This is a genomic window from Halorussus sp. AFM4 (genome assembly GCF_051194995.1).
Classification (GTDB): domain Archaea; phylum Halobacteriota; class Halobacteria; order Halobacteriales; family Haladaptataceae; genus Halorussus.
Genome location: NZ_JBNTJT010000007.1, coordinates 70027 through 93558, shown reverse-complemented (window position 1 = coordinate 93558; position 23532 = coordinate 70027). Strand labels below are relative to the sequence as shown.

The 23532-nt window shown below is 55.5% G+C and carries 22 protein-coding genes and 1 pseudogene; 17 read left to right on the top strand and 6 right to left on the bottom strand.

Annotated features, from left to right (window positions below; translation table 11 throughout):
• Positions 1-149: 149 nt before the first annotated feature.
• Positions 150-5051, bottom strand: coding sequence for a sacsin N-terminal ATP-binding-like domain-containing protein (locus tag ACQUQF_RS24905; protein WP_435182164.1), 4902 nt, complete (start codon positions 5049-5051; stop codon positions 150-152).
• A gap of 291 nt (positions 5052-5342) precedes the next feature.
• Here ACQUQF_RS24905 and ACQUQF_RS24900 point away from each other — a divergent pair, with 291 nt between their 5' ends.
• The 15 genes from ACQUQF_RS24900 to ACQUQF_RS24830 all read left to right on the top strand — a co-directional run bounded on the left by ACQUQF_RS24900 (position 5343) and on the right by ACQUQF_RS24830 (position 14470).
• Positions 5343-5834 (top strand): hypothetical protein, encoded by a 492-nt coding sequence (locus ACQUQF_RS24900; protein WP_435182163.1) that lies wholly within the window; start codon positions 5343-5345, stop codon positions 5832-5834.
• A gap of 200 nt (positions 5835-6034) precedes the next feature.
• Positions 6035-6973 carry a MarR family transcriptional regulator gene (locus ACQUQF_RS24895; RefSeq protein WP_435182162.1) on the top strand — a complete coding sequence of 313 codons (939 nt, stop codon included), beginning with the start codon at positions 6035-6037 and terminating at the stop codon, positions 6971-6973.
• Positions 6970-7830: a DUF6036 family nucleotidyltransferase gene (locus ACQUQF_RS24890; RefSeq protein ID WP_435182161.1), complete on the top strand. Its 861-nt coding sequence runs from the start codon at positions 6970-6972 to the stop codon at positions 7828-7830. The genes ACQUQF_RS24895 and ACQUQF_RS24890 overlap by 4 nt, the downstream gene beginning before the upstream one ends.
• An 82-nt stretch (positions 7831-7912) precedes the next feature.
• Entirely contained in the window at positions 7913-8314 is a 402-nt protein-coding gene (locus ACQUQF_RS24885) for a DUF6166 domain-containing protein (protein WP_435182160.1), read from the top strand.
• Positions 8315-8336: 22 nt separating this feature from the next.
• Positions 8337-8606, top strand: coding sequence for a DUF7389 domain-containing protein (locus tag ACQUQF_RS24880; RefSeq protein WP_435182159.1), 270 nt, complete (start codon positions 8337-8339; stop codon positions 8604-8606).
• A 111-nt stretch (positions 8607-8717) separates the two neighbouring features.
• Positions 8718-9104, top strand: a complete 387-nt coding sequence (locus ACQUQF_RS24875; RefSeq protein WP_435182158.1) for a hypothetical protein — start codon at positions 8718-8720, stop codon at positions 9102-9104.
• A 91-nt stretch (positions 9105-9195) separates the two neighbouring features.
• Entirely contained in the window at positions 9196-9426 is a 231-nt protein-coding gene (locus ACQUQF_RS24870; RefSeq protein ID WP_435182157.1) for a DUF7557 family protein, read from the top strand.
• Complete coding sequence (locus tag ACQUQF_RS24865) at positions 9423-9827, top strand: PIN domain-containing protein (RefSeq protein ID WP_435182156.1); 405 nt, start codon at positions 9423-9425, stop codon at positions 9825-9827. Before ACQUQF_RS24870 ends, ACQUQF_RS24865 begins: the two co-directional genes overlap by 4 nt.
• A 193-nt stretch (positions 9828-10020) precedes the next feature.
• On the top strand, positions 10021-10467 hold the full coding sequence (locus ACQUQF_RS24860) for an SWIM zinc finger family protein (RefSeq protein WP_435182155.1): 447 nt from the start codon (positions 10021-10023) through the stop codon (positions 10465-10467).
• Positions 10468-10545: 78 nt separating this feature from the next.
• The gene (locus ACQUQF_RS24855) at positions 10546-10983 is read left to right on the top strand and encodes a hypothetical protein (protein WP_435182153.1); all 438 of its coding nucleotides are present in this window, start codon (positions 10546-10548) and stop codon (positions 10981-10983) included.
• A gap of 121 nt (positions 10984-11104) precedes the next feature.
• Positions 11105-11320 carry a hypothetical protein gene (locus tag ACQUQF_RS24850; RefSeq protein WP_435182152.1) on the top strand — a complete coding sequence of 72 codons (216 nt, stop codon included), beginning with the start codon at positions 11105-11107 and terminating at the stop codon, positions 11318-11320.
• A gap of 56 nt (positions 11321-11376) precedes the next feature.
• Positions 11377-11676, top strand: a complete 300-nt coding sequence (locus tag ACQUQF_RS24845; protein WP_435182151.1) for a hypothetical protein — start codon at positions 11377-11379, stop codon at positions 11674-11676.
• A 114-nt stretch (positions 11677-11790) separates the two neighbouring features.
• Positions 11791-12792, top strand: a complete 1002-nt coding sequence (locus tag ACQUQF_RS24840) for a DUF6610 family protein (protein WP_435182150.1) — start codon at positions 11791-11793, stop codon at positions 12790-12792.
• Between the two features lie 142 nt (positions 12793-12934).
• The gene (locus ACQUQF_RS24835) at positions 12935-13801 is read left to right on the top strand and encodes a DUF955 domain-containing protein (RefSeq protein WP_435182149.1); all 867 of its coding nucleotides are present in this window, start codon (positions 12935-12937) and stop codon (positions 13799-13801) included.
• Positions 13802-13930: 129 nt separating this feature from the next.
• The gene (locus tag ACQUQF_RS24830) at positions 13931-14470 is read left to right on the top strand and encodes a hypothetical protein (RefSeq protein ID WP_435182147.1); all 540 of its coding nucleotides are present in this window, start codon (positions 13931-13933) and stop codon (positions 14468-14470) included.
• A 555-nt stretch (positions 14471-15025) separates the two neighbouring features.
• Here the strand turns inward: ACQUQF_RS24830 and ACQUQF_RS24825 are convergent.
• The 3 genes from ACQUQF_RS24825 to ACQUQF_RS24815 form a co-directional block, all read right to left on the bottom strand.
• The gene (locus tag ACQUQF_RS24825; RefSeq protein WP_435182146.1) at positions 15026-17461 is read right to left on the bottom strand and encodes a DEAD/DEAH box helicase; all 2436 of its coding nucleotides are present in this window, start codon (positions 17459-17461) and stop codon (positions 15026-15028) included.
• A gap of 3 nt (positions 17462-17464) precedes the next feature.
• Positions 17465-18901 (bottom strand): ribonuclease H-like domain-containing protein, encoded by a 1437-nt coding sequence (locus tag ACQUQF_RS24820; protein ID WP_435182145.1) that lies wholly within the window; start codon positions 18899-18901, stop codon positions 17465-17467.
• Between the two features lie 93 nt (positions 18902-18994).
• Complete coding sequence (locus ACQUQF_RS24815; RefSeq protein WP_435182144.1) at positions 18995-19834, bottom strand: hypothetical protein; 840 nt, start codon at positions 19832-19834, stop codon at positions 18995-18997.
• A 347-nt stretch (positions 19835-20181) separates the two neighbouring features.
• Between ACQUQF_RS24815 and ACQUQF_RS24810 the strand changes: the two genes are divergently transcribed.
• Together ACQUQF_RS24810 and ACQUQF_RS24805 are read left to right on the top strand one after the other, a co-directional pair.
• Positions 20182-20505: a hypothetical protein gene (locus ACQUQF_RS24810; RefSeq protein ID WP_435182143.1), complete on the top strand. Its 324-nt coding sequence runs from the start codon at positions 20182-20184 to the stop codon at positions 20503-20505.
• Between the two features lie 789 nt (positions 20506-21294).
• A complete protein-coding gene (locus ACQUQF_RS24805; RefSeq protein WP_435182141.1) occupies positions 21295-22527 on the top strand; it encodes an orc1/cdc6 family replication initiation protein in 1233 nt (410 codons plus the stop codon).
• A gap of 465 nt (positions 22528-22992) precedes the next feature.
• Here the strand turns inward: ACQUQF_RS24805 and ACQUQF_RS24800 are convergent, their stop codons facing one another.
• Both ACQUQF_RS24800 and ACQUQF_RS24795 read right to left on the bottom strand, forming a co-directional pair.
• Positions 22993-23202 carry a hypothetical protein gene (locus tag ACQUQF_RS24800; RefSeq protein WP_435182140.1) on the bottom strand — a complete coding sequence of 70 codons (210 nt, stop codon included), beginning with the start codon at positions 23200-23202 and terminating at the stop codon, positions 22993-22995.
• Between the two features lie 134 nt (positions 23203-23336).
• Positions 23337-23508, bottom strand: a pseudogene (locus ACQUQF_RS24795) (transcription initiation factor IIB); the annotation flags it as partial.
• Positions 23509-23532: the final 24 nt, after the last annotated feature.

The following is a 23532-nucleotide window of genomic DNA, read 5'->3' as shown; positions in this document are numbered from 1 at the left end:
AAACAGATGTCCTACAGCTCTTCATAGGTGCTTGCTACTCTCGACGACTAGCCCCCCGATAGATAGCCTCCTCGTGGGTCGGCTTGTCCTTGATGAAATCGAGGTCGAGACGTTATATTCCTACGTCGAACTTGGGCATTTTCGAGTGTTCACTCCCTCCAGTGAATTGCGCGCTCGACCACCTCTTGCTCTTCCGGATGGAACTCCGAGAGTTTCACCTGGACCTCTCGGCTCTGTGACCGAACGGTTCGCTCGCGCGAATCGAGCGTCAAGAACGGGTTCGGGACCTGAATCAGTCTCGCGTCACCGCTCTTGCCGGATTCAAGTTCTACGGCGACATACAGATAGTACGCCTCTCTGAGGTCTTCGTTTCGCGCTGACTTCCACTCGTTCCAGCTGATCGACGGACGTCGCGTGTTCGACCCAGACGATTTCAGTTCGATACACCGCTCTGGCTCGCTCGCATCACGAGCCACCACTAAGAAGTCGAACCCTGGGTACGGCTTGGAGATTACGCCCCGATCCTCCAATGCTTCCAGAACTGGGCCAGCGACATCGTCGTTTCTCGCCTCGAGGTAGAGGCCACGCGTGTGCACGTCGTGGACGTACTTCTCCGGTTCCATACAGCCCTCCTCGCGGAGGCGCTGGAGTTCAGCGTTGTACGTTGCCTCCATCCCGAACTCGTCAACTTTGTCGATGTAGTTTGCCGTTACCTTGGTCTGTCGCGATGACGACGCTCCAGAATCACCACCAGTATTTCTGGATGCTTCCGAATGCGAGCTGCCACCAGTATCTGTGTTCCCGACCGCGAGCGTGGAACTATCTCCAATTCGGGTCAACTGTTCGGCTGACGGTACTCGAGACCCGTCTCGCACCGTTGCGCTCGACTCCGAAGTCTCCGATGACGTGTCGCGCAAGGCGGCAGAGCCAGTAGCGGTCGACTCGTCGCCACCTGTCGCGAGTTTCTCACCGTCGAACTCCGTGCTGGCGACCGTCTCGATTTGCCGTTGTTCTGCTCGTCCCTCATATGCTGACCGCCTGGCCTCAAGTTCTCGCTGGCTAGCTGGTGCGCCAGCCGCCTCCAGTTGCGATTGCATCGCCGCTCTGTCTGGCGCTTGCTGCAGGAGCACGTACAGCGACTCCCAGCTTCCCAGGCCGTGATACTCCGCGAACGCCTTCGAGATCGTTTCCACTGGAGCGTCCCGAACCGGGTCGGAACTGTCCGCGACGACGTACACCCGCGTCCGATTCCCGTGCTCGTCTCTCTCGATGAAGTACTCCGCCGGCCGCGTCGATGGGGCCGCTTCCGGACTATCCCGAAGCTCATAAACGACCTTCAGAGAGCCGACAACGACTACTTGATCGACGAACCGGGACAGCCCAGTTGCATCCTCCCGTTGGCTGCTCCGAGTCGCTTTCAACCGACACAGCACATACGGCGCCGCCACGTCTAGCCACTCCTCCCGGAACCGCTCCGTCGCCACAACACGCTCCTCGTCAACCTGCGGCGTCTCATCGACGGCCTCAACCAAGTCTATCATCCCGAAGTGCTTGCCAATCGCCGGCGTATCCTCGCGAGTTAACGCGAAGATTGGAACCGCCAGTTCCTCAAAGCGCGACGCCTCCTCGTGACTCCGCGTAAAATATGCCTCTGAAGCCTCATGGAACTGTAACTCATCACCTGCCATGCAGGGGACTGGCACCGAGCCGAGCCCAGTTTCAGCCGGCTCCCACGCGGACGATTGAATTTGACCTTGGTTGTCGAGTGGCGGCAGGTCCTCGCTCAGATTACTGTACGCCGCTTCGATTTCAGAGATGTAGTATCCTCCCGGTTCGGTCTCGCTCTGCAATTCCGTGACGACTGATTTGATGCGTTCTGCAACCGTTCGGGCGTCGCGCGGCGTGAGCGTTCGTGTCTCTACGCGACGCCGAATCGATAGTGCATCGAGTAGACCAGGGGTGTCCTCGACTAACTCCTGATACACCTCTCTGCGGAGCGTCGGTAAGAGCAGATGTCGACTGTCGTCGATGTCGACCGAGTATCGCTGTAAGTCCTTGTCCTTGAGTAACCACGCGTCTTCAGGGGGGACTTGCCCGAGCATACTCGGCAACCAGGAGGCACGACGGAGCTGCCAGAGCCAAAGATTCGGCAGGACGCCCTCGATCTCATCCTGATTGAACAGGTAGGTCGTCTGGTATCGGAGTCGATTATTGGAGTAGAGCGCGACGGTTGCGTCCGCATGGTCCGAGAGTTTCCCCCACCACGTGTACAGGTGACCCATCAGCAACTTTCCAAACTCCGGGTCCTTCCCGGCCTCAAGTATCGCGTGGTCGTACTCTAGCCCGTTGACTTGCCAGATGTACGGTCGCTCCCCGTCGTCTTCGCTCACCGCATCGTACGCAGCGGACTCTAGTTTGGTCTGGTACGCATTTAGATCGCCTTCGGAGAGCATACTCGGACTGAACTGGCTGTCCGGATCGAGCGTGGAATTCGACCCTGGATCGACGTGTTCCGTGGCGCTGTAGCGGTGGGACTGTGTGGGATGGAAGAACGGTGTGATGCGAATATGCTCGCAGACCCCGATCCACTGGAAGAACTCCCGCCACTTCGACCAGTCGTCGGCGTCGTCGAGCCCGAATGCCCGTGGCGGCGCCAACACCGGCGGCGATACCCCTGCCGTCTGGAGAAGTTGCTCCACTCGGCCTGCGGCGGGCTTGTTACGTTGCCAGCTTGCACCGAAGTATACCTCGTAGGCACGCGCCCACCCACCATCAGCCGTTGGGACTGGAAGCAGGCATAAGTCGTAATAGGGCTCGTTGCTGCGGTACGTATATGGTAGCGGATCCTTCGGGGAGGCTGGCGGTTTCCCCGTTGTGCTACTTGTCGCCAATCGCTGGACGAATTTGAGTACCTCGGGGTCGCGAAGCGAGCTATCGTCGACGTCGCCGGACGATGGCCCTGGAAGAAGCGGAAAGACACCCTTCTCGGCGATATCCTGGAAACCGAACTCATTGATATCCCAGAGTGCATCCAAGACGCTCTCGAACTCGCCGCCGTCGAGGAGCTCGGTCCGGGCATCCGAATCGGCCTGTCGAGAGCCGTCCGTGTAGTAGAGCTCAGTCGGGAACAGACGAATTCCCGCGAGTGCATCCGTTGGAACGCTCTGCTGCGGTGGGAAGAAGCATTCGACCGACTCTGGCGTCGTCTCGTGTCGATAGTACTCGCCGTGCTTGCCAACTTTGGGATCGCCGACAGGGAACACCGCCGCCGCCCGAGCGGCCTCAGCGAGCCGTCGCTTGTCCGTACTGTCAGTGAGCGTCAGCCATGTTTCTGCCAGCGCAAGCACGATGGGGTCGACCGTGAGTCGCTCAGGCGCTTCCTGATACTGGAGGATCGCATTCTCGTCTGGGGCAGCACCGAGAACCGCTGGGGTTTGTTGCGGCTCAAGTCGAGTTGCCCCCAACTCTTCTAGGATTGTAGCGACATCATGTTCGAGTAGTGACGTCGAGGGGAACCAGCCTTCGATGTCAGCGTCACTGTCCCTGAACCTGAGGCGGTCTTGCCCGTACACCATCGCCGTCAGCGGACCTAATCGCTCTGCGTCCGGATGCGTATACGGGAGTACAATCTCGGAAAGTGGCCGAGAATCCAAGTCGGGCCCTGAAACGCCAGACGCAACCTGTTCTAATTGGGGGACAAACGCTACCCCTTCGAACGCATCCCTGAGTGCCTCCACAAAACAACGATTCACCGGATTCGTCCGCGCCGTCTCATCGGCGCGAACCGCCGTAAAGTCGATCGTCCGGAGGAATTCGCCGAGCGTCGTATCTGTCTCTTTTACGAAGGAAAGGACATCGGCGGCGAGTAGGTCGGCCACTCGCTGGAACAGCCAGCCGTTCAACCCCATCACGGTACCTGTTTCCGGGTTCGTCGGCATATTCAGACTCCGTCGAGACGTACTCACCTGGAACGTTCCATTCAGCAACGCCGGGATAGGGCTTCGCTCCTCGGTCGGCAAGAACACGTGGACGAACGGTCGCTCCATTGAGTCGTCGCCGACGAACAACGGTCTAAGCGATGTCTCCTCGTCGTCCTCCAGTCTGAAGGCAACGCTCAACCGTAGCTTTCCGATGTCCTCAAGAATCGCCGAGTCAATTCCCGTGAACGACCGATCCGGGACATCGTACTCACGGGCGAACGAAACGAGTTCCTCCGACGTCCTCGCAGGAGCGTCCGGATCAAGGTCGCCACGCCGTTCGATGCCGATGACAGTTGCGGCAGTCTCCCCTCGCCAGTCCCGTTGGGTCTTCTCCCAGATACGCTGTCGCTCACCAACGACGAACTCGACGCGATCCGTCTTCGGAAGCAACGCAACAGTCTCCTGCGTGACCTGCTCTCTGAACGTCGACTCGATCGTCTCGAAGATCCGTTCTTGGTTCTCGGCTCTGAGCGGCAACCGGAACACCGTCGAATACCTCGCTTCGAGGAGTTCCGACACTCGAGTACTAGGTTCACTCGGGAACGGAATCGGCATCAACGGGACGTTGTCGATAGCGCCATCGATTTCCATGCCCTCCTCGCGCAGTTTCTCCTCGATTACGTCTCGCGTTCGTTCTCGCTCGAACTCTGCGGCCAGCAGTCCGCCCTCGTTTTGTGAGAAAACCCCCGGGTTCGACGTGATATCTAGAATCGATGTGAAGCCCCGTCCCTTGTGTCCAATAGTGGCTTCATCACCGTCGTCGCCTTTTGTGGTCTGCGTGAGCGTCGTGATCGCGTCCAGGTCCGCAGCATCGAACGGCCGGCCGGTATTAGCGACGAGCAGACAGTCTCCGCGCAGTTCGAACCGAATCTTGCGTGACTCGTCACTACTATCCGGCATCTCATCGTCCGCATTCTGCAGGAGTTCGAACACAAACCGTCGACTGTAGTCCGCACTATCCGCCGCCTCCAACTTGAAATCCTTACTCACCAACGGCGGCTCGTTCGCATACGTTTCCAATTTTGTCTCCCGAATGTCCTGCAGGCTATTGATAGCCCGTTGTTCCGTCATTATTCAAATTCAAACACGTCACACGCATAACGGTTGAGGAAGCGGCGAACCGACACCCAAGGGTGCTTTCTTCGAGTGCAGACCGCCGAAGCGACAAATCAGACGCGTTTGCGGTCGACTTCGAAGTCGACTGCGAGTCAGGCGACCTAATCAGTACTGTCGAACGAGCAGCCGAGTCCTGAGAATCGCCCGCCGCACAGAGAGTTTTTCGAGCGCCGGCAATGAGTGCCGGCGCACCAAGCAGTAGCGCGATGTGTAGTCGTGTGCGTCGGCAAATCGAAGTGAGAACCAATGCACATGGTCATTTACTCGCTGGTAGAGGCATCGACACGAGACGACGCACTCGCAACTGGAAAGACAGTGTTCGACCAACTCGTCGGAACCAGCCCACACGCAACTGCAGTGTTCGACTATTACGTGACGTTCGACGAGTCGGGCACGTCAGTCGCTGGGAAGGCCCGATGGGGCGACCTGCCAGTAGCAGCGCCCGTCGAGTCCGACGATGGGCAAGAACTGTTGGAGCGTGGGTGGGATGCGACGAAGAGCGAGTTCGAGCGGAATCTCGATCGGGTACGGGATGCGCTCAAGGAACTGAGCGACGAGGAGATTATGCGTGACGACGGGCTTGCCCGGCATGCGTTCCACCAAGTCGGCGCGTACGATGGCCCCACCATCTTCCTGTATGACGAACACGGCAGCGGTATTCGGCATCGAGACCAACTTGACCGCATCCTCGACGAGGGTGAGAATCTCTGGATTGTGCCAGCAGACGTTCACTACTGAGCGCCCGAGCTAGCCAGGGAACATGACGGAGTGACCGCGGTGAGTTTTTCGTTCTCCCTGAGGGGTGCATGAAGTCCGAGTTACTGTGGAGCAACCTACGAATCGATATTCGAGTGGTGGCGGCTAAAACGAACCCCGAAATCAGGATTTGTAAACTAAAGCCGAAGACTCTTATATACTGGTTTAGTATATCTTACCAGATGATGGGGGAAGCGCATTTGCGAGTCCTCGACGCATTGACCGAGGACCAATCGATTACAACCCTTCACGAGCAAACGGGCTATAGCATGGGCCGCGTCCACGAAGTGGTCGAAGAGTTAGAGCAGAACGGCCTCGTTGTGACGAAACGCAGGAATCGCAATCGAAGAGTGGCTTCAGCCACAGAAACAGCCGTCTTCCGCGCCTACCGGCGACTCCAAAGCCAACACTCCCATATCGATTTCCCGGAACTCCTCTCTCGACGCACCCTCCATGTCTGTTGGTTTCTGGACCAACCCCGGAAAGTGAGCGAGATTGCAGACCGACTTCCGATAACACGCCAGCGGGTCTACCAACTCCTTGCACCACTGCAAGAGCGTGCGATGCTTACCAAAGACGGAACCCAGTACAAGATTGCAGACGATCTCACGAACCTCGTCGAATTCGCTCGCGCATTCGTCGACCACGAACACGCACACCGAGTGCGAGAATACGCCCCGAGTGCAGTCGTTCTGTGGAGTACCCCCGCGGAAGCACTCGTGTCCGTCGAATCGAAACAAGACCGAGAACAGCTAGTGGATACGGATAATGGGGCAGTATCAGGGCTTGCACGGTACGAAGAGTACGGACTCACATTCTTCGGTGCAAACCAACCGCCAGTCTTCTACTCCGAACTCGACACCGAGATTACCGTCGAACAACTCGTCTGTCACACCCTCGTCGCGAAGACCGATAGCCGGCGGACGAGCTACGCACTCCTCCTACTCACGACGACCGCATTTGATGAAGACCGATTACGCGCAACTGCAACAGAGTACGGCGTAACTGGACTCATTGAAGATATGCTTTCGTTCCTTCACGGTGAGCCAACTAGCTCGGAGTATATTCCGAATACACGCGATATCGAGGCGCTCAAACAGCAATACGAGGTGACATCATGAGTCCGTTTAGTGGCCGTGAGGCGATTACCGAATTCCTCCAAGATGTAGATGACCAGCTTGACCAGCGCGTTGAGGTCTATCTTGTCGGCGGCAGTGCGATGACTGCACACCAGCTGAAAGATCAGACAAAAGACATCGACCTCGTGCTCGGCGTTTCCGCAGAATTCGAACTCGTTCGCGATGCTCTCCTCGATATGGAGTTTGTCGTTAAGAATGAGCCGACCTCGGAGTTCGAGGATGTCGGACGGACGCTGGAGTTGTCTGGTGAGACGGGTGTTCAGGTGGATTTGTTCGAGGAACAGATCGTTGGGAAGCTTCGGCTCTCGACGGAGATGCGCGAACGCGCAGAGCAAATATACGGGGGAGAGTCGGTTGCTGGCTTCACGCTCTCAAAAGAGGATATGTTCCTCCTGAAAGGCGTTGCAGGTCGTGGATACGACCCCGAAGATATGCTCGCGCTTGTGCGGTCTGGCCTGCAGTTTAGTGTCGTCGGAGAAGAGCTTGAGGCACAACTCCCGGTCAATACAGGGACTGTCGAGGCTCACCAACTGTACAGCTACTCTCATCCCCTCATGACGTTTGAGCAGACAATTACGCGATTCGATGGGCTTCCCTCGGGGTTCACTAAACAAGTCGAAGTACTCGCAGACCGTGCCTTCACCGAGCGGGCCGTCATCGAACATCTCCAAACGGGCTCTCTCGAAATCGAGGTTCTGTGCCGGGAAGTTGCAGACAACGACAGCTCCATCGACCGGCCAGAAACTGTCCGGAAGGCAGTCACCACTCTTGTTGAGAAGGGGATTGTCAAGCGAGATGGAGCGGATATCTCGCTAGCCGAGGGGATCTCGCTTCCCTGAATTATAGGCCAAGAGTGACCGCGGTGAGTTTTTCGCCCCCGAAAGGGTGCGGGGGACTCGAAGTAGTCCCTCGAAGTGAACCATGAGTGGAACAACCGACTCGCAGTCACTCGAACAGACACGGCCAAACCAGAAACAGGATGTTGTCTACGTCGGCTACCGGCGGCGCGGACGCGCTGTCGTAGAAAAACAACCCGGGCAAGAGCGGGTGACGCCACAGCAGAGTCTCGAACTGGCGAACCACAGTCCCTCGGGCTTCAGTTGGGGATACAGTGGGAGTGGCCCGGCGCAACTCGCGCTTGCGCTCCTGCTGGACTACACCGGCGACGAAGATGTCGCGCTAGCCCACTATACCGAGTTCAAAAACCGGGTTGTGAGCCAGTTAGACTGCTCACATCCGGAGGGGTATTGGCGACTCACCGGCACCGACATCGAAAACGCCCTTCCTGAACTGTCCGACCAAGCCGTCGCACCGGCCAACTGAATACTAGTAATACATCTGCATCATGTCAGAACCCAATTCGCCGTCTCGAACAAGCAACGAATCGAAAGCGACCAATGACGAGTCGTCACTCACGGAGTACGTCGAGCGGAGCGACGTCGGTGTCTCGCTCACGGTGAAACTCAAGCGAGGGACTGGGACGCGGGATGAAGACCAGATCAAGGCAAAGGTGAAAGCGAAAACGCTCGACGACGCCCGAGAAGATATGGACGTACTTCGAGCGTACATTCGTGATCTCGCCGAGGAGGCTCGCCAGATTCAACCGGCGGAGTGAGACGAACGCAAATGAATTAAACGAGGATTCGGGATTCGAATAGAAACGACATTCGGAGTAATTTTTCGACCCCAGAAAGGGTGCGGGGACAGCATTCCCTGCCCGAGAAACATGGCAATACTCCAAGCAGCAACAACGTCGAACGGCGTCACCGTCACCGATGCACAGGCAGTTCGAGAGCTCTGCAAATCGTACTGTTTCGGAACGCTCGAATGGGAGGTTGACGACCACGCTCGACTCTCAATTTGGGGCTACGACGCATTCGAGGTCTACGGGCGTCGAGAAAACGGCCTGCCCGACTACGAAGCAGGACAGCGGACCCATGAGTTCCTTCGAGCACTCGCAGCGTACGTCGAGGAGGGCGACGAACTCGATATTCAGACGGCCGGATTCACGAAGTGTCGGTTCCCGGTGCTTGCCGCTCGATACGTCGTCCGGCGTGGGGACGTCCTGCGAGCAGACCTTCGGACTCTTGAGCCAGTTGAGAACGAATGCTAATACTGAGCTCGTTTGCAGCGAATGTCGACGGAGAGGTTTCGTGAGTGACCCAAACACTAATTCACGTTCGGTGTCAACGTTGTCAACAAGGATGTCGCACCAGGTCCGGCTCAACGACGACCTCTACGAGCGCATCAAAGCAACCAAGCAGGAGGGAGAGTCGTTTAGTGACGCCATCGAGCGCCTCATCAACGACCGTTCGCTTCGTGACCTTCAGGACGTCTTCGATGATGAGCAGGTGGACGAGATGCGGGACGCGATTGAGACAGCAGATGAAGCGGACGTTGCCGAGGTCCGTGAAATCGGCGAACGATTCGAATGATCGTCGACACGAGCTTCGTTCTGGACGTCATCAACGGTGGGGAGGAGGCCGTCGAGAAAGAACGAGAACTCGAAGCCGCGGGTGTCCCCCTCGTCATTCCCGCGATGACCCTGCTCGAGCTCTACATCGGCGTGGGGAAAGTCGCAAACTCGGCACAGGAACGCCAGCAAGTCGAAGCGATTCTCGACACCTACCCGCTCGTGGAGATGACACCGAGTATCTCCCGTCGTGCTGGTCGACTGCTCGGCGAGCAAATGAACGCAGACGATGGCGATGGGCCGGGCATCGGGAAAGGTGATGCCGCAATTGCAGCGACAGCACTCGAACGCGACGAGCCGATTTTGACAGCCGACTCGCATTTCGAAACGGTCGACGGCGTCAAGGTCGAAACGTATCGATGACGCCGGTTGGGTAGCGTTTTCCAGATTGTAGTATCGTAGCTGGGCAAACAAGAGTCTCCTCGGGAGCGTAGATGAGAAGACAAGCAGTATTCCCCATTTCCCGAAGGGGTTCTAAGTAGTATTGATACAGCGGGATTATTTTCTGCCCCCGAAGGGTGCGGGGCACTCGACTTCTCGGTGCCCCACGAACAGTATGACAACGCCACTTGCAAACCTAGAGACGACGAGTAGAGTCCGGAAACGCGCCCAGTACGAAGCCCTTGAATTCGAACTCCAAAACGGTGATGTGCGTGTTCGGAATGGAAGCTACGCCGACCCGGAGAATCACGAGTACACCGTCCGAATCGAGGACGACCTGCCGACCGCGTGTACGTGCCCGGCAGACGCAAAATACAGCGGGGCGTGCAAACACCGAGTCGCTGTTGCGCTCCGCCAACCCATTCTCGACGCCGTCCGTCATCACCAACTTCTCGCCGACGGTGGCGAGGCTGTCCAGACTCCGAGCCACTCTCACGACCACGAGGAGACCTCAGAAGAAGTAGCAGAGACAGACGAACCAGACTGTGACTGTGCGGACCTCTCCAGCGATTTTCCGTGTTGGGGGTGCTACCGAACTGGCCGACGTGACCTCCCCGAATAGCATGCCTCACGTTGAGACGACCTCGCTCCGTTCTGCCACGCTGTATCGAAGTACAATCAACAGCAGATTCCGAACTCTATGACTTCCCCCGAAAACACCAATGACGACGCTTCGCTCGCACGACTAACCATCACAATTACGAACGCCAACCTTCCAGAGGACGAAGCCGAACAGCAGGCACTCTGTGAGTCACTCGAAACGGCCGTCGGCAGCGTCCTCAACGAGACGCTCGGCGACGCCACGGCAGACATTGAAGCGATGCTCGGGCATACGTACACCTCGGTCAGTCCCATCTGTCCAGTGTGCGATAGGGCGCTCACGCTCAACGGCATCCATCTCGGTGAGGGTGCAGGTGCGTACGCGGTCGCACGGTGTTCAGCCGACTGTGGCTGGACCGGTGACGGCGTGTTCAAACTCGTTGATCTCGATAGAAGCGTCGGCGATAACTACGAAAGCGAGGTCCTCACTGGAGGGATTCGGCCGGAGCGCCAGCGGTACACCGACCGCGACTGCTAGTTCGGTCGCGCTCTTTCATCCGCACCTCGAAACACGTCTCATGTAGTCTTCCGGCGTAGAGTCCAAAAATCGCTCTCGGTTGTTTTTTCGTCGCCTCCGACAGGAGCGGAGGCGACAACAAGTGAGCAATGTCAGAGACGGCGAATCGAATGGACTCTCACCAGAACAACGACTTGAGCCGCGAAACATCCGGCTCATCGATCCAAGCATTGCGGCGATAGACGACATGGACACCCTCCGTGTCTGTGTCGCCTACGAAAACACCCACCAGAATCGCATCCAAATCCTCCGACGGCTCAAACGACGTGCAGAAGAAATTCGCGCAGAGCAGGCGTAACCCTCCGTCTCTCGGAGAGTTTTTTCGAGCCTCTGGCGGGTGGAGGCTCGAAGAACATGAGTAATCAACCAGAAATCGAGATTCGGCACCAGACCGCGTTTGGAGACGACGGCCGACTTGAAGTCGTCGAAGAAAACGTCGAGACATCCCTCGAAGATTTCGGCGCTGAGGTCGACCACCGTGAGCGTGATTCCAAACTGGACCGGCCGGAGGCAGACCAGTTCGGCGTTGACGACCGGCCCGAAGTAGCGCGCTCGGCCGAGAGTGACCAAGCGACCCTATTCGCCGATACTGCCGACGACCAACGGACGCTTACAGGCGAGGATGCGGCCACTCGGTGTCTCTTCGAGGATTAACCAACAATAGGGAAAGAGCTACGGACATTGTTGGTTAACGTTGGCGTCTGCGACTGGTTTTTCTGCCCCCGAGGGGTGCGGGGCGACCACTCCCCGTCTTCGAGGTAATTCGAGATGGCGCTCTCAGCACGTCCGACTAGTCGCATCGCAACCGAAATTACAACTGCCCGGCAGGCCGACCACGTAGCGTTCCTTCACCGCGTTCCCTTCGCGCTTGATGCATTCCAACTCGGTTTTCTCACTGGCTTTCGCGAAGACTGTACCTACCAACAGCACCAGTACACAGACTTGGAACTACCAGTCGGGATGCTCGACAATGACTTCCGTAATCCCGACCTCGATCGATACGTCGAGCGCTTTTTCGAGTACGAACCGCAGGTCGGTGTGATCGGTGATGCCTACGACGTCGACGAGGTCAAGGAATACGTTACCGCCGCGCGCGAAATTCAAGGAAGTTACCCAGATGCCGACCTCGTGATCGTCCCGAAGTGCCGTGCCGCGATTCGCGCAGTCCCCGATGATCTCGTCGTCGGGTACTCCCGCGGCTACGCCGATCGACTTGCTCACGAATTCTCTGACCCTGTGGATTGGCGTGGCCGTCGCGTCCACATTCTCGGTGGAAGCCCGCCCAAGCAACTCAGCGTGATTAATCAGCTTACCCGCCCGACGCTGACGGATAACCCACCGGCCGATATCGTCGGCCTTGACTGGAACGGTATCCATCGTGGGGCACAGTTCGGCGAGTTCTGGACGCCCGACGGGTGGGACGACAGCGGTCGCAATGCCGACCATGTGACGATTCGCAAGATAGTGCGCCACGGCCTCGCCCAGATTCGTGCGTTCTGGCAGGCGCAGGGCATCTGGCCCGAGTCGACACCCCAGGAAGACGAGCCCCAAATCGCGTATCAGGGTCCGTCACCGGGCGATATCGAGAGCGCAGCGTGTACCGAGTGTGGCACAAACGTGTGGACGACCGAGCGCGGTCCACACGTCGCAGAGTACGACACGGGAGACATCTGTGGCTACTGCAGCTACGACTGCTACTTCACCCACCGGCACCGGAATCACCTCGAAGAACTTGCCGGTGAGCAGAGCGTCTACCTCCCACCGGCGTGACGCCACGAGTGTTTTTGCGCCCCAAGGGGTGCGGCGCGTCCTACTCCGACGCAGTCGCCGTGAACGCGATTTACTGAAAATCATGGCTACGACCAGTAACTCGTCGGTCTCGTTCGAGGAGACCGACACCCGACGCGACTAGATGCACAGTACCATCGAAGCGTGGATCGACGACCTCGTCGACCACGTCGACGATGCGCAGGCCAGCGAGGAGTTCCAAGACTGGCTGGACGTCCAGAGTCGCTTCCACGACTATTCCCATCGGAACACGCTCCTCATCACGCTCCAATATCCAGAGGCAACGAAGGTCGCAGGCTACAACACGTGGCGGAACGACTTCGATCGGCACGTCCAGGAAGGCGAACAGGCCATCTGGATTTGGGCACCGATCATCACCAAGCGATGTCCCGAGTGTGAGAATTCGCCCAGCTACCACGAGAAAATCGGCTGTGAGTACGACGAGACGCCGCCGGATGAGTGGTCGAGAGGCCTCGTTGGGTTCAAGCCCGCACCAGTGTTCGACGTCTCGCAGACGGACGGAGAACCGCTTCCCGAACTGGAGACAGCAGCGATGGGCGACGCCGGCGGCCTGGTGCCAGCGCTCAAAGGGGCAGCTGATGAACTCGGTGTGACGGTACGCATCGTCGATGCTGACGACTGGGACCATGGCGACGCAAAGGGAGTCTGTAAGTACCGGAGCCTACACGACCTCCAGCCAGTCGTCGAAGCGAAAGCCCGATCGAACCAAGCAGACCTCGCTGTCACGCTGATCCACGAGTACGCCCACGCGTTGCTCCACTTCGATATCGGGGATGAACCCGAACGGGCAAAACGAGAGGTCGAAGCAGAAGCCGTCGCGTACATCGTCGGTCGGTATTTCGGACTCGACACGAGCGGCTCGGCGTTCTATCTCGCTGCATGGCGGGGCGATGACTCGGAGGTGATTCAAGAGCGCCTTGGTCGAATCGGGTCGACCGCTGAAGAGATCATCAAACCCGTCGACGGGTAACGAGACTGTCTCTCTGGAGGATGAATTAGCAGTGTTCTCCGCTGTCGTGCGTCCCAGGAGTTGTTTTTCCCGCCGCCAAGGGTAGCGGCGTGATCGAGTTCGTCACGTCGGATAGATCCAGAAGAATCCATGTCCAAACGAAACGAGACAACCGAGATTGAAGAGACGGACCGAGGCGGAAACGAACGAAATGATATTGCTCCTGATGGCGGCGTTGTCGCTGCTATCTCGACGACCAGTACTACCGGAGAAGCTGTTCAGCAACTATCGGTAGGCGAAGAAGAGCTCCAAGAAAAGAGCGATCCTCGTACCAAGCGTGCTCAAACGGAGGAAATGGACATCTCGTTGCTCAGGAAAGGTGGTGTGTACGAGGTGCAGTCGGCGTCGGGGAACACCTACGAAGTCGACGTCGCGAGCAAGACGTGTACGTGTCCCGATTTCACGAAGCGTCAGCCAAGCGGTGGCTGTAAGCATCTACGACGAGCCGATATTGAGATTCAGAGTGGAAACGTCCCACGCCCCGATGGACGTCTTCCGGAGACAGCAGACGTGGCGGAACGGCTTTCAGAGCGGATTCTCGAATTGGAGCAGGAAATCGAAGAACGAGAAGCCCGACGAAGGGAACTCCAAGCAACCGTAGCGGTCCTTGAAGAGGTCTCAATAAGATAGATAATTGGATTAACTAACGACCGTAAACGAGCGCGGCAGGTTGGTATTTGGGTTGGATGGATGAGATGTGCCTCGCGTGTTCAGGCTATTAACCAACAAAACTTCGCTTCCAACGACGTGTTGGTTAACACGGCCATGGCCTCATGTTCCACTCGCCATCAATCCCACTGCAAGAATTTCCGGACAACGTCGCCAAGTCGCTTGAGACTCATTCACCAGAGGCACTTCGACATATCGCTCGTTACGCCGCGGAACTCGCCGAGTGTCGCGAACGCGAAGGGCGGCTTGCTGAGCAAGACGACAAAGAGGAGATTGAGGAGCGACCGAAGGATCTCTCGGAGAACCAGAGCGGGCAAGGCGCGAGGTCAAAGCGGAAGCCGTCGCGTACATCGTCGGTCGGTATTGTGGGTTCGATACGAGTGGCTCGGCGTTCTATCTCGTTGCATGGTAGGAAGATGATTTGGCGTCGATCCAAAATCGGCTTGACCGGATTGGCAGCACGGCAAAAGAAATCATTGAGGTGATTAATGCATCGACTAGAGAACCAGACGGGAATTAATCTGCTTTCTCAACTTGCTCGAGGGCGGCCCGGAGTAGACTAACTGCAGCCAGTCTGTGCAGCGGTTCGTTCTGATTTCCACATTGGCTACTCATCAAACAAGATGGACATCCCACGTCGCGGCCACAGTCACATCCGTCAATGCGCTCGAGGGTACGTTGAGCGACTGTCTCAAAGTTCTCGTAGACGCTGTGTGAGAACCCGACACCGCCCTCAACTGCATCGTGAATGAACCAAACTGGTGTCCCTACTTCGTGATGGCGAAGTGTCGACAGTCCGCCCATGTCGCTGTTGTCTAGCCGGAGTTCCAACGGTGCCATCTTGATCATTCCGTGTTCGCCACCGTGGAGTCCACCAACGAGGGTGTACTCTTTTTCACCCATAGGGGTAGGTCCTGCGCCCTCACTCGGCTGGATATAAGAGCTCTGGGGGATCTCGCTCAAGACCCGGTTGATGATTTGTTGAGGGAACGAAATCCACATGAGCTGTGTCCGTAGCGAAATGGAATCTAGATCGATAGGAACCATCGGTTCGACAATCTCTCCGGAGTGCATATCGATGACGTTGTATGCGCTGTAATCGATATGCACCGTTCCCATTCCTGCACAGAGTTGATATCCATCTCCAAGGTCGTACGACCGTTCAACCTCTAAGTCAGTAATCTGCTTGTCGTGTATCGCCTGGGTGTAATTCGTTGAATTCGAGCGTTCTACCGTGACGTACGGATTTGGTCGATCCTCGACAACGTCCTGCACTTCGTATTGGACCCCATCATACAGCACCAACGCACCGGGATGGTATTCGCGGTAGACACGCTCTTTGTCCAAGGGTTCCATGTCGATCTCTCCATCTACCTGTCTCACATCGTACTGTTCGTCACTAGTCGCGTACAGCGAAATGTCACTCTGGGGTCGAGCAGTCCCATTATACTGTGCGCCGCGGTCTAAATCACCAACCATCTGTCCCGCAGCGTGCCACATACCAATCGCTTTTTCAAGTCGCTCTCTTGGTCCGAACCACTTGATGTCCTCTTCAGTAAGCGGGCGTTCAGATGCAGCACAGAGAACGTGCTTCGCGTACACCGGATTATTTGAGAGGTCGATTACAGCATCCTCCACGTTATCCTCAAGCACGTAGTCGGGGTTGTTCAGTATGTACTGGTCAATTGCATCGGATTGCGGAACGAATACTGACAGCGAGTCGGTATTCCCCCGGCCTGCACGTCCGATGCGCTGCCAAAAGGATTGCCTCGTTCCGGGATATCCAGCTAGCACCGTTGCATCCATTGACCCAATATCGATTCCCAATTCGAGTGCACTAGTTGAGATTACACCGTCAACCTGTCCGGCATTCAGCTGGTTCTCAACTGCGCGTCGCTTCTTTTTGCTGAGTCCTGCATGATATGGTTCGACGTCAATGTACTTTCCATCGGGATGTTTCCGTGAGGCTTCGATGGCTCGTTTAACGCCAATCTCAGTTCCTTGGCGGGAATCAGTAAACATCAGCGTCTGAATATCGTTCTTTGCGAGATGCACAAGGGTACCTGCAGCCTCATCATCAGCATTCCGCCGCATCGAAGGAAGAACCTCGTCCTCGTCTAATCCGCTAACTACCTCATCGTCTGTCTCCTGTATCGGCGGTTGCCAGAATCCGATCTCACGACGGCCGTGCGGACTACCGTCCTCGTCGATCACCTGGAACTCTGCACCGGTTAGATTCTCCGAATGGTCACGAGGATTCCCTATCGTAGCGGTCGAACAAACTAACTGTGGGTCGGAATCGTAATGGTCGAGAAGTCGGCGGAGTCGCCGGATGACCCACGCGACGTGCATCCCGTGAACGCCTGTGTAAGTATGGCATTCGTCGATGGCCATGAGTTCACAGTTCCGGAAAGCATCACGCCACTTCATGTGGGAGTCAAGGTACTGATTGATCCCTGCGAAGTTCGATATAATCACGTCTACTCGGTCCCTGATGAGCTTCTTCCGGTCCTGCTTCGTGTCGCCATCGTAGGTTTCGGCCCGAGCGTCGATATCGAACTTGTTGAGCAAGTCGTTGACCGCTTTTTCCTGATCGGCGCTCAATGCTTTCGTCGGATACAGGAACAATGCCCTGGCATCTGGGTTCCGCATTTTTTGGAGACAGTAATAGAGCGTGTAGACCCAGGTTTTCCCAGACGCGGTCGAGGTCGCGACGGTGACATTGTTGCCGTCTTTCAGCTCCTGTATTGCCTTGGCCTGATGAGTGTAGAGGTCGTTATCAAGGTGCTCGGCGAGTTCGGGTGGTAAGACATCCTCGGCTGGAACGGTGTCTGCTGGTCGTGGGGGGTCCGCAATTGTGTTGACGAGTTGTTCCTCGTAATCTGGGAAGGTTTCTTCGAGGGTATCGGTATTCAGCACGGCATCGAGCGACGGGGTTGGGTTTTGGGTCATGGATTAGAAATCACTCAGGGTTCCTTGTGACGTGGAGTCTGCCATCGACGAGCGAGAACTCCCACTAGTCGTCATTCGGTTTGTCGATTCCTGGATTCGGTCGTAGATGTACGCTAAGGCTCGAACGTCGTCCTCACAGTATTTTTTGTGTCGCTCCCAATCTAGCTCCGTTGCCGGACAGGGGTTTTCAGCATACCGCTGGAACAGTCGGGCGACTTCAGCCCCGGTCAGGCCAGTATCGAGTGGTTCCCATCCGAGAGCCTGAGCGACATCATCCAATTTATTCGTTAATCCGGGGAGGGTAGCGTTGTTCTTGTTGACTGCCCAGTCGTAGAGGTCGAACCGATACGTATTCTCCCAGAGATCGAGATATCTGGGGCAGTGGTCTGCGATATGTTCGTTGATGACTGGGAAGTCAAAGTTCCAGCCGTTGTAAGCCACGACTGGACGACCACGCCCAAATTCGGCAAGCCACGAGAGAAACGCCTCAAGGGCCACCTCTGGCTGTGACGGGTCCGTCTCGATAAACGGCATATATCGGTCTTCCTCACCGGGGAGTAGAACGCCGATGAGCCAGATAATCGTGGGATTGAGGCCGTCCGTCTCGATGTCGATGAAGATCGGGTCGCCATCGGGGAGACTTGCATTTGGGGCTTTCCGTATCTCACCCTGTTCAATCACTTGTGCAGATTCGATCATCGTCTGCGCGGTTGATTGACCAATCTCAGACAAATTCGAGATTTCATGAACTGACGCTGTCGAAAGGCCCTGTCTCGACTCAATTCCGGCCTTATTCAACGTCTCCGCCCGCGATTCACCAACTTGGTCAACGGCTCGGAGTCCAAATTTACTCAGCTTTCTGGTTTTTCCGCCGACAATGCCGTCTGCCTGTAGTTCGAAGTGTGCAACGCTAGTATGGGTGGTCCCTTGTTGTTCATTAGCTCCAGGCATGACGCCTTGGACATCAACGCCATGCCATTCGGCACGGTAGTCTGGATTTGCTTCGATGGTGAGGTGAGTGAACTCACCCAACGCATCATTTTCAACGAGGGGAGTACGGTACTGTTCGAGACCCTCGAGATTCGCATCTAGATTCACCAAATCGATGGAAACAGCGAGGAGATCGGACAGAAGATACGTATCTGAGTATCCGTATTCTCGGTGTTTCTGTTTATTTGCAATAGCTTTCTCGAGATCTGTGGGGGTTGATATCCAAACCAACCTGATGCCATTATTTTCTATTAGTTCGAGTGGGCGGCCAAGTTGGAGCGGTTGTGTCATCACCTCCGCTGAGTTTCCAATTTGCTGCTTGAGGAAAGGCTCGTGGACCTGTGACGGAGTGAAGAGGATGTCGGAGTCGAAATAGCGAACGATATCTTGGAGCTGTTGGCCTTGACATCGTTGCATCGTGACTTCCGGCAGGACAGTTAGCCCAATCATGAGTCTCCACCGATGCTATTCCTTCTATCAATCAGAAGCGGTTCTAAGGTCGACTGCGTCTGTTGTTTCTTGTTTGCGTTGGCCATGAAAATTTCACCCTCGGTTTTCTCCCTGCGCTAGTGCTAAGTCACAATCCGTTCGGAACCGGCAGCTGGCACATTGCTTCCAGTGACCTGCACCGGAGGGTTCGCCGTTGTCGCGCCAGAAGGCTACATAGTCTCGTAGTTGCTTGCCACGCTGGGTATCTCGTTCGTATTCGAGCGGGTGTTGACGGATATTTGGATGGAGTGTTGAATTCTCGTCAAGTTGGACGGTGATATCGTCGCCGTCCTTGGCTGCAAGTAGCATTTGGGCTCTGCTCACTTCCACCGCATTGAATTTGGACTGGGGATATTTGAGATAGCGGATGGAGAGTTCCGAGACATCGAATCCAATCCGATCAAGTAAGTTCCCGTGGCACCACAAGAGGAATTGCTCATTCGGAAAGAGTTGGTCAAGGTAGCGTTCTTTAGTCACACCTCGAACAAGCGTCAACTGGGTTGGGAGGCCATCTGCAAACCGAATAAAGGTCGGCCGCCCAACCAAGAGCATATTAACGATCTCGTGAGCGAACGGTGGATACAACAAGGAAACGTTCCCTTCTTGTATATCTGACCAGACCTCGGCTAAACCGTAATCATCATCAGTAGCCCCCGTTGTTTTGACCAGTTTGCTGTGTTGGGCCTTTGCGCGAACGAGTCGTTCTGGAAGGCTTTCTTCATCTGGGACTTCAGCGCGTGCAAATTGTGCTTTCTGCTCGCAGTAGTGTTGAGTCTCTAGCGTACTAAGCGGGACGATTCGCTCTATATCATCATCGGATAACCTCTCGAAGAGATCTAACTGGTGACCAGCAATCTCGTTGGTTTGCCTCGACTGTTCCTGTTCGCCAGCCATACAATCAGATACTCACGCAATACCCATAGGGTTCCTGATTTTTCCAAATCGGCCGCCGTCCCCGAACTTAGGTAAAATATACAACTATTCATTTAAGTACCCTCACTTCACCTCCACCAATTGTTGTCGATTTCACTTTTAAATACCGTCAATACGCGGAATCCAAAACACCGCTTCTCGACCTTGCTGAAATTTGTTTTACTCAGAGATTCCCGAGAACTCGTGGGGTTAGCTAACTACGAAGGTGAAGCCGACGATATATGGATGCGAAAGTCTTAGTGGCGAGTTCGTCGTTTAACCAACATTCCTAAGGGTCCAGCGGTAATGTTGGTTAACACACTCAAAGTATGTCCCACGAGCCACCAACACCCCCAGCTGAACTCCCTACCGACATCGTCGACACCCTCAACGAATCCTCGCCCGAACTCCTTCGTCATGTCGCCAGTTACGCTGAGGAACTCGCTGAACACCGTGAGCGTGAAGCTCGTCTTGCCGAGAAAGAGGGAGAAGATGAAATCGAAGAACGGCCGGACGAACTCCCAGATGACGTTCCGTCGAAGGCCACAATCACGATCAAGGAGATCAACGACAACCGTTATTACTATTGGCAGTGGCGGGAAGGTGAGAAGGTAACCTCCAAATATAAAGGTCCAGTCGATCAGGACGAATAACTACGGATATTCATAAGTGATGGCGGTTGCTAATGGTCGGCGAAAGTCTCAGCGCCACTAGAAGCGTAGCAGACCACACTTCTAGAGTGTGAAAGGAACCGGTCTGCCCAACACCCCTCAGTGTGAATGGGTCAAGTCAACCCGGACGAGTGCAACTCAGAGACGGAAGACCCCCACCCTACGTTTCCGACGTATCGGAAAGCAGGTGAAAGATATTCGGTGTGGACTGGCAAACCCACACCCCCCACGTTTCCGTCGTTTCTTCGTAACAACGGAAGGGAGGACACGGACAGCTCTCGAACCAGTTCATTATATGTTTGGACTAATATGGAAGAAACCATAAGCGGAGGACTAAAGCACATAGATTAAAGTAGGCTGAGCGAGAACGGACCATTAAGTAGACTTCGTTTCCGGACGAAACGATAGTTGCTTCGTTTCGTCGGCTGAAACAGAGGCTTTCAGGATCGTATATCCACCTACAGTTTTCTAGTTTTAGGTATCTCTCGTGAGGAACTCTTCTCCGTGAACCATACTTTCGACTGGCGGCCTTCCTCTTCTATGAGTTACGACGGAAACGTGGGGTGTGTGGGTGGGCGACTCCGTCAACATCTATCCCGCCGCCGTCATCCATATTTCTGCCCTACGTCGGAAACTCGGTGCTACTGTCGAATAACTAATTATAGCGTTTCACGTGTTGACGGTTGCGATATCAGCAAAAGAACGTCGGAAACATGGGGTGGTTCAACCCACTAGTTTTATACGGCCACCGCTCACATCATCACCTATTCAATGACGTCCGACCCTTCATCCAACTCTGTTAATGACCCACTCTTTGACTCCGGGCATCACATTTTCGCAAACAAAGACCTCCTAAAAATCGGTCACGTACCAGAAGCCGACCGAATCGTCGGTCGAGACGACGAAATTGCAAAATTGGCGAAACGACTCAACGGCGCCGTCCACGGCTATTCTCCAGAAAACGTCATGATCTATGGCAAAACTGGGACGGGAAAGTCGCTCGTCTCAAGACACGTCTCCCAACGCGCCCAAAACGCAGCCGATGACGGTGTCAACATTGGGACAGCATACCTCGACTGTGCAGAAGACAACACAGAAACCCAAGCCATCTCGTCGCTCGCCGCTAAACTGAACGACGAGTCCGTCACTGGCACCACCGTCCCACATACTGGTCTCAGTACGTCGAAATACTATAAACTCCTCTGGGAAACCCTTGACGCACAGTTTGACTCTATCATCATCATCCTCGACGAGATCGACCTGATGGACGACGATAGCGTTCTAATGAAACTCTCCCGAGCTGAGGAAGCCGGGAAAATCGACTGTAGCGTCGGCATCATCGCGATTAGTAACAAAATCCAGTACGTTGATAATCTGAACGAACGAGTGAAAAGCAGCTTCCAGCATAAGGAATTATTTTTCAAGCCATATGATGCGAACCAACTCCGTGAAATCATGTTCAATAGGGAGGACGCCTTCCACGACGGCGTTCTGTCTGATGACGTAATTCCGCTCTCTGCCGCCTTCGCAGCCCAAGAACATGGCGACGCTCGGAAGGCGATTGACATCCTTCGCCACGCCGGTGAGGTTGCCTACGAAGACGGTGCGGAACAGGTGACAGAACAGCACGTTCGGCAGGCACAGCAACACGCTGAAAAAGACCGCTTCCGAGAACTCGTAAGTGGAGCGCCTACACAGGCAAAGGCGGCATTGCTTGCATTGACCGAACTCAGCGTCAATTCCAACGACGAAGCATTCCTCACAAGCCGTGTGTATGACCAGTACGAACGAATCTGCAACCACCTCGATATGGACGTTCTCTCCGTTCGCCGGTTTCGAGACATCTTGAAGGAACAAGCGTTCCTTGGTGTCGTCGAAATCGAGAAAATCAACAAGGGAAGTGCAGGCGGCATCCACCTTCAGAACCGACTAATCGAAGATCCTCAAGTTGTTCGCGAGACAATCCTGGAGGACAGCCGATTGCAAGACTGGGCCCGCGAGTGAACTGCCTCAAAGTCAAGTGATTTGAGAGACTAAAGACCTCTTGTCACTACGGAAAACACGGTCTTCCGGCGACTCCGGGGCACTCGGTCTGTTCTGCCTGTAGACTACTTTGTTCCGTCGACAGTGCACGAACGACGGAAATCTGGGGTGGGGTGTAGGGACCGACAGATACGACGGAAACGTAGGGGGCCGAATGCTACGTCGGAAACGTGGGGTTCGATAGAGACGACGGAAACATGGGGTTAGAAGCAACGTCGGAAACGATGGAAACGTAGGGGGCCGAATGCTACGTCGGAAACGTGGGGTTCGATAGAGACGATAGAGACGACAGAGACAATGGAAACGACGGAAACGTGGGGGGCACCGTCACTCAACCTGCACTAAGAGAAGGCAATTGAATTCTGCTGGTTCTGTTTTGTCGTACGGAGAACCCACCACTCAACTATCGCTGTCAGTAAGCCGGATCTAGTCGTTCACGATGTAGACGTAGCCATTGTTGAGAAGTTGGTCGAGAGCAGTTTCAATCGTCGCTGGCTCGAACCCTGTAGTGTCTAAGTATTTCTCGGCTTGATCCCGCGGAAGCCCGTTCGCTGTCGCTTCAATCTCGGGTTTTAGGGCTTCGAGGACCTCCTCTGCATACGTCGGTAATGGCCGAGACGATGGCGGGTTCTCCATCACTACCCTCTAGACAGCCAACCACCATGAACATCAGCATTCTTGACATCCATATTATATCTGGAAACGCTCCTCCCCATCGACCCCCAATTTCGATACCACAGTTAGTGGATTCCCATCGATTCGGTCTGTTCTTAATAGCGATTCCGGATCGTGACTTCGGTCACTTGTGCTATGTCGGCCAGTTCCCTAGTTTTGCTTGTCGCTACAGAGGAGTGACGCTGCATAGATTGGTGCCGCCGCAAACCCTGCTGGCGGTTTCTCCGCCAACAGGGTTTGCACTGTAGTCTCGTCGATAATTCGAGAACCGTCAAAATGCTACAACCAATG

Excerpts from the sequence above, each read along its gene's own strand:
- ACQUQF_RS24870 (WP_435182157.1), top strand. The coding sequence starts at position 9,196 with ATGTCGCACCAGGTCCGGCTCAACGACGACCTCTACGAGCGCATCAAA.
- ACQUQF_RS24905 (WP_435182164.1), bottom strand. The coding sequence starts at position 5,051 with ATGACGGAACAACGGGCTATCAATAGCCTGCAGGACATTCGGGAGACA.
- ACQUQF_RS24900 (WP_435182163.1), top strand. The coding sequence starts at position 5,343 with ATGCACATGGTCATTTACTCGCTGGTAGAGGCATCGACACGAGACGAC.
- ACQUQF_RS24860 (WP_435182155.1), top strand. The coding sequence starts at position 10,021 with ATGACAACGCCACTTGCAAACCTAGAGACGACGAGTAGAGTCCGGAAA.
- ACQUQF_RS24830 (WP_435182147.1), top strand. The coding sequence starts at position 13,931 with ATGTCCAAACGAAACGAGACAACCGAGATTGAAGAGACGGACCGAGGC.
- ACQUQF_RS24895 (WP_435182162.1), top strand. The coding sequence starts at position 6,035 with ATGATGGGGGAAGCGCATTTGCGAGTCCTCGACGCATTGACCGAGGAC.
- ACQUQF_RS24855 (WP_435182153.1), top strand. The coding sequence starts at position 10,546 with ATGACTTCCCCCGAAAACACCAATGACGACGCTTCGCTCGCACGACTA.
- ACQUQF_RS24820 (WP_435182145.1), bottom strand. The coding sequence starts at position 18,901 with ATGATTGGGCTAACTGTCCTGCCGGAAGTCACGATGCAACGATGTCAA.
- ACQUQF_RS24810 (WP_435182143.1), top strand. The coding sequence starts at position 20,182 with ATGTCCCACGAGCCACCAACACCCCCAGCTGAACTCCCTACCGACATC.
- ACQUQF_RS24845 (WP_435182151.1), top strand. The coding sequence starts at position 11,377 with ATGAGTAATCAACCAGAAATCGAGATTCGGCACCAGACCGCGTTTGGA.
- ACQUQF_RS24805 (WP_435182141.1), top strand. The coding sequence starts at position 21,295 with ATGACGTCCGACCCTTCATCCAACTCTGTTAATGACCCACTCTTTGAC.
- ACQUQF_RS24890 (WP_435182161.1), top strand. The coding sequence starts at position 6,970 with ATGAGTCCGTTTAGTGGCCGTGAGGCGATTACCGAATTCCTCCAAGAT.
- ACQUQF_RS24875 (WP_435182158.1), top strand. The coding sequence starts at position 8,718 with ATGGCAATACTCCAAGCAGCAACAACGTCGAACGGCGTCACCGTCACC.
- ACQUQF_RS24880 (WP_435182159.1), top strand. The coding sequence starts at position 8,337 with ATGTCAGAACCCAATTCGCCGTCTCGAACAAGCAACGAATCGAAAGCG.
- ACQUQF_RS24800 (WP_435182140.1), bottom strand. The coding sequence starts at position 23,202 with ATGGAGAACCCGCCATCGTCTCGGCCATTACCGACGTATGCAGAGGAG.
- ACQUQF_RS24815 (WP_435182144.1), bottom strand. The coding sequence starts at position 19,834 with ATGGCTGGCGAACAGGAACAGTCGAGGCAAACCAACGAGATTGCTGGT.
- ACQUQF_RS24835 (WP_435182149.1), top strand. The coding sequence starts at position 12,935 with ATGCACAGTACCATCGAAGCGTGGATCGACGACCTCGTCGACCACGTC.
- ACQUQF_RS24885 (WP_435182160.1), top strand. The coding sequence starts at position 7,913 with ATGAGTGGAACAACCGACTCGCAGTCACTCGAACAGACACGGCCAAAC.
- ACQUQF_RS24865 (WP_435182156.1), top strand. The coding sequence starts at position 9,423 with ATGATCGTCGACACGAGCTTCGTTCTGGACGTCATCAACGGTGGGGAG.
- ACQUQF_RS24840 (WP_435182150.1), top strand. The coding sequence starts at position 11,791 with ATGGCGCTCTCAGCACGTCCGACTAGTCGCATCGCAACCGAAATTACA.
- ACQUQF_RS24825 (WP_435182146.1), bottom strand. The coding sequence starts at position 17,461 with ATGACCCAAAACCCAACCCCGTCGCTCGATGCCGTGCTGAATACCGAT.